Source organism: Terriglobia bacterium (genome assembly GCA_036496425.1).
In the GTDB taxonomy this organism is placed as follows: Bacteria; Acidobacteriota; Terriglobia; order 20CM-2-55-15; family 20CM-2-55-15; genus 20CM-2-55-15.
The window spans coordinates 1-8453 of sequence record DASXLG010000199.1 but is presented as its reverse complement, the minus strand read 5'-3'; the positions used below and the strand labels follow the sequence as shown (position 1 = coordinate 8453).

Sequence of the window (8453 nt, the reverse complement as noted above, 5' to 3'; positions counted from 1 at the left end):
GCATGATCTGGGCGTGATCGCGGAAGTCGCCGAGACCGTGGCTGTGATGTATGCGGGGAAGATTGTGGAAATCGGGCCCGCAGTGGATGTTTTCCACAATCCGAAACACCCATATACCGAAGGGTTACTGCGGTCGATTCCCCGCCTGGGCGCGCCGGCCGGCGGGACGGAGAACAGGGGCCGGCTGTACGCTATCGACGGAATGGTGCCGGACTTGTTGCATCTGCCGTCCGGATGTTCTTTTGCTCCCCGTTGCTACAAGCGTACGGTCGAGTGCACGCTCTCCCCGATCCCTCTAGAGCCGGCTCCCGGCAGCAAAGACCATATCCATGAGGTTCGCTGCATTCATGCCTGAGCTCGCCGAGCCTCTTCTGTCCGTCCAGAACCTCAAAAAGTATTTTCCGATTCATCGAGGCGTCTTTTCCCGAGTCGCGGCTCATGTCAAGGCGGTCGACGATATCAGTCTCAGCATCAAGAGGGGTGAGACGTTCGGTCTGGTCGGCGAATCCGGCTGCGGTAAAACAACGGCCGGCCGGGCCATCTTGCGCCTGATTGAGCCGGATGGGGGGACGATCCGATTTGACGGGACGGACTTGATGTCCCTCGGATCGCAGGAACTGCGGCGCAAGAGGCGCGATATGCAGCTCATTTTCCAGGATCCGTATGCGTCGCTGAATCCCCGCATGACCATCCGGTCGATTGTCGGGGAACCTTTCGCAATTCACCATATTGCGTCAGGCTCGGAGCGCGAGGCGCGCGTTGCGGACCTGCTCAAAACGGTGGGCCTCGATTCGGGCGTGATGAACCGGTATCCGCACGAATTCAGCGGCGGCCAGAGGCAGCGGATCGGCATTGCGCGGTCTCTTGCCCTGAGGCCGAAGCTGATCGTCGCAGACGAGCCGGTTTCCGCCCTGGATGTTTCGATTCAGGCGCAGATCATCAACCTGCTATCGGATCTTCAGGAGCAACTCGGGATTACTTATCTTTTTATCTCGCACGCTATTCCGGTGATTGAACACATATCGACGCGGATCGGGGTCATGTATCTGGGCAAGATTGTTGAAGTCGGAACCAGCTTTCAAATATGTTCCGATCCGAAACATCCGTATACCCGGGCTCTGCTGAAAGCTGTGCCGGTGCCCGACCCGGCGGCAAAGAAACAGCGCGTCATCCTGGGAGGGGATGTTCCGACCCCGATTAATCCGCCCGCGGGCTGCCGTTTCCATACCCGGTGTCCCGTCGCCGTCGATCGATGCAAGACCGAAGAACCACCGCTCCGCCGCCTGGAAGACGGGCGGAATGCCGCATGTCATCTGGTCGAATGAAATTCGAACTGATTACGAAGGATACGAACACCCGTGCCCGCCGCGGCCGGCTGCACACCGCCCATGGCGTCATCGAGACACCGATTTTCATGCCGGTCGGAACTCAGGCCACTGTGAAGGCCATGACACCGGATCAGCTTCGGGCACTGGGGGTCGAGATTCTGTTGTGCAATTCGTACCATCTTTTCCTGAGACCCGGACATGAAACCGTGGCCGGTCTCGGAGGATTGCACCGGTTCATGGGCTGGGATCGGCCGATATTGACCGACAGCGGCGGTTACCAGGTATTCAGCCTTTCCTCGCTGCGGGAGATCAGTGAGGACGGAGTCCGGTTTCAGTCCCACCTGGACGGCAGTTCGCACTTCCTGAGCCCGGAAATTGCGGTCGATGTTCAGACCGCCCTCGACGCCGACATCATCATGATCCTCGACGACTGCCTGGCCTACCCTGCCAGTCATCTCGACGCCGACCGCTCGATGAAGCGATCGCTGGCCTGGGCCGAGCGATGTTACCGGCACTGGAGCGCGCGTGGACCTTCGGACAATGCGCTTTTCGGCATTGTTCAGGGAAGCATCTACCCTGATTTGCGCCAGGCGAGTGCGGAGCGGCTCGTCACCATGGACTTTCCCGGCTATGCGCTCGGCGGCCTCGCTGTTGGCGAGCCAAAACCGTTGATGTATGAAATTCTCGAGCGGGTCGAACCGTACTTACCGGAGGAGAAGCCGCGCTATCTGATGGGCGTCGGGACTCCCGGCGACCTTGTCGAGGCGGTCGCGCTCGGCATCGATATGTTCGATTGCGTCATGCCGACGCGACATGCCCGGAACGGGTGGCTGTTTACCAGAGAGGGACATATCGTGATCAAAAACGCGAAGTATAAGAAGGATCCGGAGCCGATCGATGCCTCCTGCGGTTGTCCGGTGTGCCGGACCTATTCGCGGGCGTATTTGAGGCACCTTTTTATCGCCAACGAGATCCTTTCTTCAGTGTTAAATACTATTCATAACTTGCACTTCTACCTTGACACAATCCGCAGAATCAGGCAGTTTATCGAGTTTCACCGTTTTGACGAATTCCTCACCGAGACAAGGAGAACGGGGGCTCATTAGGTGTTTCTTCAGCAGCAGGCCCAGACGCCCAGCAGCATTATTCAATTCTTACCGTTAATCTTCATCCTAGGCATCTTCTACCTGATCGTTTTCCTTCCCGCCCGCCGCCGGCAGAAGAAGTTACAGGACATGCTGGATCATCTGAAGGTGGGCGATAAGGTCGTCACTTCCGGTGGGATTTACGGTACGATAGTGGGATTCAAAGACGATCGAATTCAGCTCAGAATTGCGGAAAACGTCAAAATCGAGCTGTCCCGGAACGCGGTGACGGCGTTGCAGGGATCAGAACAAGAGTAATTCCCGGGAAACCATATGACTAATAGAGTTCGAACGCGTTTGTTGCTCACGCTCGGCGTGACGATCGTGGCGATTGCACTGTTTGCAGGATTTCCTCCTACCCTGGCCAAGATGAAGCAGAAGGTACACCTGGGACTGGATCTTCGTGGCGGCACGCAGCTGGTGCTGCAGGTCGTGACGGACGATGCGATCCGGGGCGAAACCGATCAGACCATTGAAGGGCTCCGGCAGGAATTGAACAAGCAGAACATTCCCGTCCGCCAGGTCGTGCGTACGCAGGTCGATACCTTCCAGGCTGTCGGTGTTGATCCCAGTAAGGATGGAGATTTCCGGAGCATCTTAAACGACCGCTTCAGCGAGTGGGACCTGGTCTCGACCGCCGGCGAGGTGCCCAATACGTATACTGTCCGGCTGAAAGCCAACCAGGAAGCGGATTATCGCAGCCAGGCTGTCGATCAGGCGATCCAGACGATTCGGAACCGTGTGGACGCGCTCGGCGTCGGCGAAATTGTCATTCAGAAGCATGGGGAGACCCAAAAAGGCGAGATATTGGTCCAGCTGCCGGACGTGACGGATCCCGCTCGCGTGAAGAATGTCATGCAGTCGACTGCGCAATTGGCGCTGAAGCTGGTTGATAGCGGTCCGTTTCCGACTCAGGCTGCCGCAGCGCAGAATTACGGGGGTGTTGTCCCGGGGAACCTGGAAGTGCTTCCCTCTGTGGAAAAGGGCTCATCGACGGAAGGCACGTATTACGTGGTACAGCAGGTCGCCGCGGTTTCCGGTCGTGACTTGAAGGGCGCGTATACTTCCCGCGATGAGACCGGCCACCCCGCCGTCAGTTTCAACCTCAACGCCGACGGTGCTTCGCGTATGGGGACCCTCACGGAACAGAACATTGGCAAGATGCTGGCGATTGTGCTGGATAACAAGATTCAGTCCGCTCCCCGCATCAATGGGCGCATTTCGGATTCCGGACAGATCACCGGAGGCGCCGGCGGTTTCTCGCCACAGGCCGCGCAGGATCTGGCGCTTGTTCTGCGATCGGGCGCCTTGCCCGCCTCGATCAAGTATCTCGATGAAGAAGTTGTGGGGCCATCCCTCGGAGCCGACTCCATCAAGGCGGGCTTTCTCGCGGCGCTGGTGGCTCTGGTATCCGTTGTGATTTTCATGCTCTTTTACTACCGGCTTTCGGGAGTCAACGCCACCGTCGCCATGGTGTTGAACCTCATTGTCCTGTTCGGCGCCATGGCTTACTTCGGCGCCGCGCTGACACTTCCGGGAATTGCCGGCGTCATTCTGACGATCGGTGTGGGTATCGATTCCAATGTGCTGATTTTCGAGCGCATTCGTGAGGAATTGAGGGCGGGTAAGACGGCCGTTTCGGCTGTCGCGACCAGTTTCAGCCGTGTATTTATCACGCTGGTGGATACGCATCTGGCGGCCCTCATTTCGGCCACGTTCCTGTTCCTTTTCGGGACAGGGCCAGTCAAGGGCTTTGCGGTAACGCTGGTTATCGGTCTCGTTTCCAACATGTTTACGGCGGTTTTTGTCTCGAGGACGCTCTTTGAGTGGGTACTGAACCGGAAACAGCGAGTGGAGACGATCAGCATTTAAGAATTTGGAACAAACGAAGACACCGTGGTGTCTAAAGGTACGTTCGAATGATTGAAATTTTTCACGGCAGTAAGATCGACTGGCTCGGCAAACGCAAGTTGTTCCTGGCGATTTCGGGCTCCGTCATGCTCCTTGGGCTCATTTCGCTGGTGTACAGGAGAGGTTTTGAGTACGGCGTCGATTTCAAGGGCGGCACGGAAATTAAGGTCCGGTTCAATCAGAAGCCGGATATTGAAAAGATCCGCCAGGATCTCCACGACAATGGGGCGGACAGCCGGCTTCAGGAGAGTGTTGGAACCAACGAAGTTCTGATCGAGTACCAAGGCGCCAGTGCGGAAAACGCCGCCGCAGGCCGAGAAACGATTCTGGGCGCGTTGAGCAAGGGCTTCCAGGGCCAGTTCGAGATTTTGAGCGCGACGTCGATCGGTCCGCAGGTCGGCGACGATTTGAAGCGGCAGGCTGTTTTTGCGACGTTGTATGCGTTGGGCGGCATGCTGATCTACATCGCGTTCCGGTTTGAGTGGATTTATGGCGCGGCCGCCGTTTTTGCGGTGTTTCACGACACGCTGGTGACGCTGGGGTTGTTCTCGATTTTCAAGGAGCAGATCAACCTGACGGTGATCGCGGCGTTGCTGACACTGGTTGGTTATTCGATGAACGACACGATCGTGGTTTTCGATCGTATTCGCGAAAATCTGAAGCTGCGGCGCCGCGACGATCTTCAGACGATCATGAATGACAGTATCAACCAGACGTTGAGCCGGACGATTCTGTCTTCAGGGCTGACGTTTATCACGGTTGTGGCGCTGTTCATTTTTGGCGGCGAGATCATCAGTTATTTTGCGTTCGCGATGGTCGTTGGAATTCTGGTAGGAACGTATTCGTCGGTAGCCATTGCCGCTCCGCTGGTGCTGGTATACACGAATATCCGGGGGAGATCGGTGCCTCAGATCGCGGCGCCGCCCCGTCCCGCAGTGACGAAATCGGTTGCAAAGCCGGTAACGAAGACCCCGAAGCCGAAGCGGGCGTAAATAGCACTAAAGGCCGGTTGACAGTATAGGTCAGCCATTGATATAAGTGGCGATCCTGTTACAGAAAACTGCCTCAGCTGGGTCGCTTAAGGCGTTCGTAGCGTTGAAAAAGAGCGGAAGAGTTTCAGGAGTTAAGAAAATGGAGGTTGTATGTTCGAGGATTCCTTAATTGAGTCCAACGGACAGATAAAGACCAGGAAGGGCAGTACGGTACTGATCTCGACAGTAATTCACGTCCTGTTGATCACGGTCCTTGTTCTGATCCCGCTCATTTCCTATTCGGAGTTGCCGAAGCAAACACTGATGACACTTTTGATGTTGCCGCCACCTCCGCCGCCACCACCGCCCCCGCCGCCGGCAGCACTCGCCCCGGCTCAGCCGCAGGTTGTCAAGCAGGTTGTGATTGAGACCGGAGCGATTATTCAGCCCACGGAAATTCCGAAAGATATCGCGCACATCGTCGAGTCGGCTCCGGCATCCAGCGGCCCTGGTGTAGTCGGAGGTACGGCTTCCGGCGTGCTATCGGGTGTTCTCGGAGGCGTGCTGAAGGCTCAGGAACAAGCTGCGCCGCCGCCGCCGCCACCACCGCCCCCGCCACCACCACCACCACCGCAACGCGTCCGCGTTGGTGGAAACGTTATCGCTGCGGGATTGCTCGTGCATCCGAGTCCCGTGTATCCCCCACTGGCGAAGCAAGCGCGTATACAGGGAGTCGTCGTTCTTGAAGCTGAAATCAGCAAAGAAGGAACGATCGACAACCTTAAAGTGATTACCGGTCACCCGTTGTTGATTCAAGCAGCAATCGATGCTGTCAAGCAGTGGCGCTACAAGCCCACCATGTTGAATAACGAGCCTGTGCCTGTCATCACCACGATTACTGTGAATTTCGCGTTCGCACAATAGAGCGGATGTGGACGCGGGGAATTTAAATTCCCTGCGTCAAAGACTTTTCGACATCAAATTTATGCCTTGCTAAGACAGGGTTCAGGAGGATTTTGATTCTATGCTTCTCGTTAAGCTCAATTTATTTGCGATGATGCTGCTCCAGCAGGAGGTCGGCTTCGATCTGCGAACCATGTGGTCCAATATGGGGGCGCCTGCAAGAGGCGTCGTCGTTCTGCTTGCCATCATGTCTGCCTGGTCCATCGGCGTCATGATCGACCGTTACATCGCCTTCAGCCAGGCACGTAAACAGTCGCGTGAGTTCGCTCCCGCGGTTGCCGGTTGCCTGAAAGAAGGAAAGATCGAAGAAGCCATCAGCGTTGCCGAACAGAACAAACGCAGCCATCTGGCAAAGGTTGTGGAAGCCGGTCTCCAGGAATTCCGCGCCCACGCGGTGTCCCGCGAAATCGCCGGCGAACAGATCGAATCTTCACGCCGCGCCTGCGAGCGTGCTGAAGCGATCGTCAACGCCGAGTTGAAGCGTGGTCTGTCCGGTCTTGCGACGATCGGTGCAACCGCTCCCTTCGTCGGCCTGTTCGGAACGACCGTCGGCATCATCAACGCCTTCAAAGGCATGTCGTCTGAAAAGACCGCCGGTCTGTCGGCTGTCGCGGGCGGTATCTCCGAAGCGCTGGTTACCACCGCTTTCGGTCTCTTCGTCGCGGTGCCTGCGGTGTGGGCGTACAACTGGTTTACCAACAAGGTCGAAGCGTTCGGCATTGAAATGACGAACTCGTCTTCCGAGCTGATCGACTACTTCATCAAGCAGCACGCGGGAAGGAAGTAACTTATGGGAATGGGATCAGGCGGTGGTAGAGGAGAAGTAACCTCCGATATCAACGTCACGCCGATGGCGGACGTCATGCTTGTCCTTCTGATCATTTTCATGGTCGTCACTCCCATGTTGCAGAAGGGCCAGCAAGTCGAGCTCGCCAAAACAAGAAACCCAGTGGACATGAAGGAAGCCGATCGGGACGACTCCGTCATCATCGCCATCACACGCGACGGAAAGTTCTATCTTGGACAAGACAAGGTTAACCCTGACGACCTCGCGGCAAAGGTGAATGACCTGTTGGCGACCAAGCTGGAAAAGAAAGTTTTCGTCAAGAGTGACAGCCGGGCGAAGTATGGAGATGTGGTCCAGGTTGTCGATAACATCCGGAATGCCGGCGTCGATCAAGTTGGATTGCTGACCGACCGCGTGGACGATCAGACCCGCAAGTAGGAGAAACCAGCAATGAAAAAAGGCAGAAAGAAGATCTCAGCCAAGGCGGATATCAACGTTACACCGTTCATCGATATCCTGCTCGTCCTGCTCGTGATCTTCATGACAATCACGCCGTTGACGCCGAAGGGCCTCGACGCGGCGGTTCCGCAACCGCCGCCGCCGGGGAGTCCGCCGCCGCCACCGGATGCGATCAACAAGACCATCGTTGTCTCGATCGACAAGACGGGTACGATCAAAATCAATCAGGATGTGGTTGAACTGCGCTACCTGGGTGAACAACTCCAGGACATCTTCAAGACCCGCGTCGACCGCACGGCCTTCGTTAACGCGGATCCCGATCTCCTCTTCAAAGACGTCGCCGAAGTAATCGACGTCGCGAAAGGAGCCGGCATCGACAAGGTCGGGCTGATGACGGAGCAGATCAAGGCCGGTGGTAAATAGGAAGGCGTATGAGACACACAAAAATCACGCTCCTCTTCCTGGCGCTCCTCGCTCTCGCCGTGTCCAGCTGCGCGAAGTTGCAGGCGCGGGACAACCTGAATAAGGGAGTCCAGGCTTTCAAGGATACCCACTATGAAAAATCGGTGGACTATTTCAAGAAAGCTATCGAACTGGACCCCGATCTCACATCGGCCGAACTCTACCTCGGCACCGCCTACTCTCAGCAGTTCGTTCCAGGCGGCCGGGGTGAAGACAACGATCGAAATGCCAAACTGGCGATCCAGACATTCGAGGACGTTCTCAAGCACGATTCCAGCAATGTCAATGCAGTCGCCGGCCTCGCAGGCATTTACCAGAACACCAATGACTTCAAGAAAGCCCACGAGTACTACTTGAAGTATGCCCAGCTCGATTCCACCAATCCGATTCCGTATTATTCCATCGGAAGCCTCGATTGGTGGATTGT

At 56.5% G+C, this 8453-nt stretch carries 11 protein-coding genes; all 11 read left to right on the top strand.

Features of this window, described 5'->3' with window-relative positions; all coding sequences use genetic code 11:
• On the top strand, nucleotides 1-355 hold a 355-nt coding region (locus VGK48_14235; protein HEY2382333.1), incomplete at its 5' end, for an oligopeptide/dipeptide ABC transporter ATP-binding protein.
• On the top strand, nucleotides 348-1325 hold the full coding sequence (locus VGK48_14230) for an oligopeptide/dipeptide ABC transporter ATP-binding protein (protein ID HEY2382332.1): 978 nt from the start codon (nucleotides 348-350) through the stop codon (nucleotides 1323-1325). The genes VGK48_14235 and VGK48_14230, both read left to right, overlap by 8 nt.
• Entirely contained in the window at nucleotides 1322-2434 is a 1113-nt protein-coding gene (tgt, locus tag VGK48_14225) for a tRNA guanosine(34) transglycosylase Tgt (protein ID HEY2382331.1), read from the top strand. Before VGK48_14230 ends, tgt begins: the two co-directional genes overlap by 4 nt.
• Nucleotides 2435-2731 (top strand): preprotein translocase subunit YajC, encoded by a 297-nt coding sequence (yajC, locus tag VGK48_14220; protein ID HEY2382330.1) that lies wholly within the window; start codon nucleotides 2435-2437, stop codon nucleotides 2729-2731.
• A gap of 15 nt (nucleotides 2732-2746) precedes the next feature.
• A complete protein-coding gene (gene secD, locus VGK48_14215; protein HEY2382329.1) occupies nucleotides 2747-4345 on the top strand; it encodes a protein translocase subunit SecD in 1599 nt (532 codons plus the stop codon).
• 47 nt (nucleotides 4346-4392) lie between these two features.
• Nucleotides 4393-5376 carry a protein translocase subunit SecF gene (secF, locus tag VGK48_14210; protein ID HEY2382328.1) on the top strand — a complete coding sequence of 328 codons (984 nt, stop codon included), beginning with the start codon at nucleotides 4393-4395 and terminating at the stop codon, nucleotides 5374-5376.
• Between the two features lie 150 nt (nucleotides 5377-5526).
• Nucleotides 5527-6279 (top strand): energy transducer TonB, encoded by a 753-nt coding sequence (locus VGK48_14205; GenBank protein HEY2382327.1) that lies wholly within the window; start codon nucleotides 5527-5529, stop codon nucleotides 6277-6279.
• A 100-nt stretch (nucleotides 6280-6379) separates the two neighbouring features.
• Nucleotides 6380-7105, top strand: coding sequence for a MotA/TolQ/ExbB proton channel family protein (locus VGK48_14200; GenBank protein HEY2382326.1), 726 nt, complete (start codon nucleotides 6380-6382; stop codon nucleotides 7103-7105).
• Nucleotides 7106-7108: 3 nt separating this feature from the next.
• Entirely contained in the window at nucleotides 7109-7543 is a 435-nt protein-coding gene (locus VGK48_14195) for a biopolymer transporter ExbD (protein HEY2382325.1), read from the top strand.
• A 12-nt stretch (nucleotides 7544-7555) separates the two neighbouring features.
• Entirely contained in the window at nucleotides 7556-7987 is a 432-nt protein-coding gene (locus VGK48_14190) for a biopolymer transporter ExbD (GenBank protein ID HEY2382324.1), read from the top strand.
• A gap of 8 nt (nucleotides 7988-7995) precedes the next feature.
• A partial coding sequence (locus VGK48_14185; GenBank protein ID HEY2382323.1) for a hypothetical protein occupies nucleotides 7996-8453 on the top strand: 458 nt, incomplete at its 3' end.

What these genes read in the sequence shown, in the direction of transcription:
- secF (HEY2382328.1), top strand. Translation starts at nt 4,393, where the DNA reads ATGATTGAAATTTTTCACGGCAGTAAGATCGACTGGCTCGGCAAACGC.
- VGK48_14195 (HEY2382325.1), top strand. Translation starts at nt 7,109, where the DNA reads ATGGGAATGGGATCAGGCGGTGGTAGAGGAGAAGTAACCTCCGATATC.
- tgt (HEY2382331.1), top strand. Translation starts at nt 1,322, where the DNA reads ATGAAATTCGAACTGATTACGAAGGATACGAACACCCGTGCCCGCCGC.
- VGK48_14190 (HEY2382324.1), top strand. Translation starts at nt 7,556, where the DNA reads ATGAAAAAAGGCAGAAAGAAGATCTCAGCCAAGGCGGATATCAACGTT.
- VGK48_14205 (HEY2382327.1), top strand. Translation starts at nt 5,527, where the DNA reads ATGTTCGAGGATTCCTTAATTGAGTCCAACGGACAGATAAAGACCAGG.
- secD (HEY2382329.1), top strand. Translation starts at nt 2,747, where the DNA reads ATGACTAATAGAGTTCGAACGCGTTTGTTGCTCACGCTCGGCGTGACG.
- VGK48_14200 (HEY2382326.1), top strand. Translation starts at nt 6,380, where the DNA reads ATGCTTCTCGTTAAGCTCAATTTATTTGCGATGATGCTGCTCCAGCAG.
- VGK48_14230 (HEY2382332.1), top strand. Translation starts at nt 348, where the DNA reads ATGCCTGAGCTCGCCGAGCCTCTTCTGTCCGTCCAGAACCTCAAAAAG.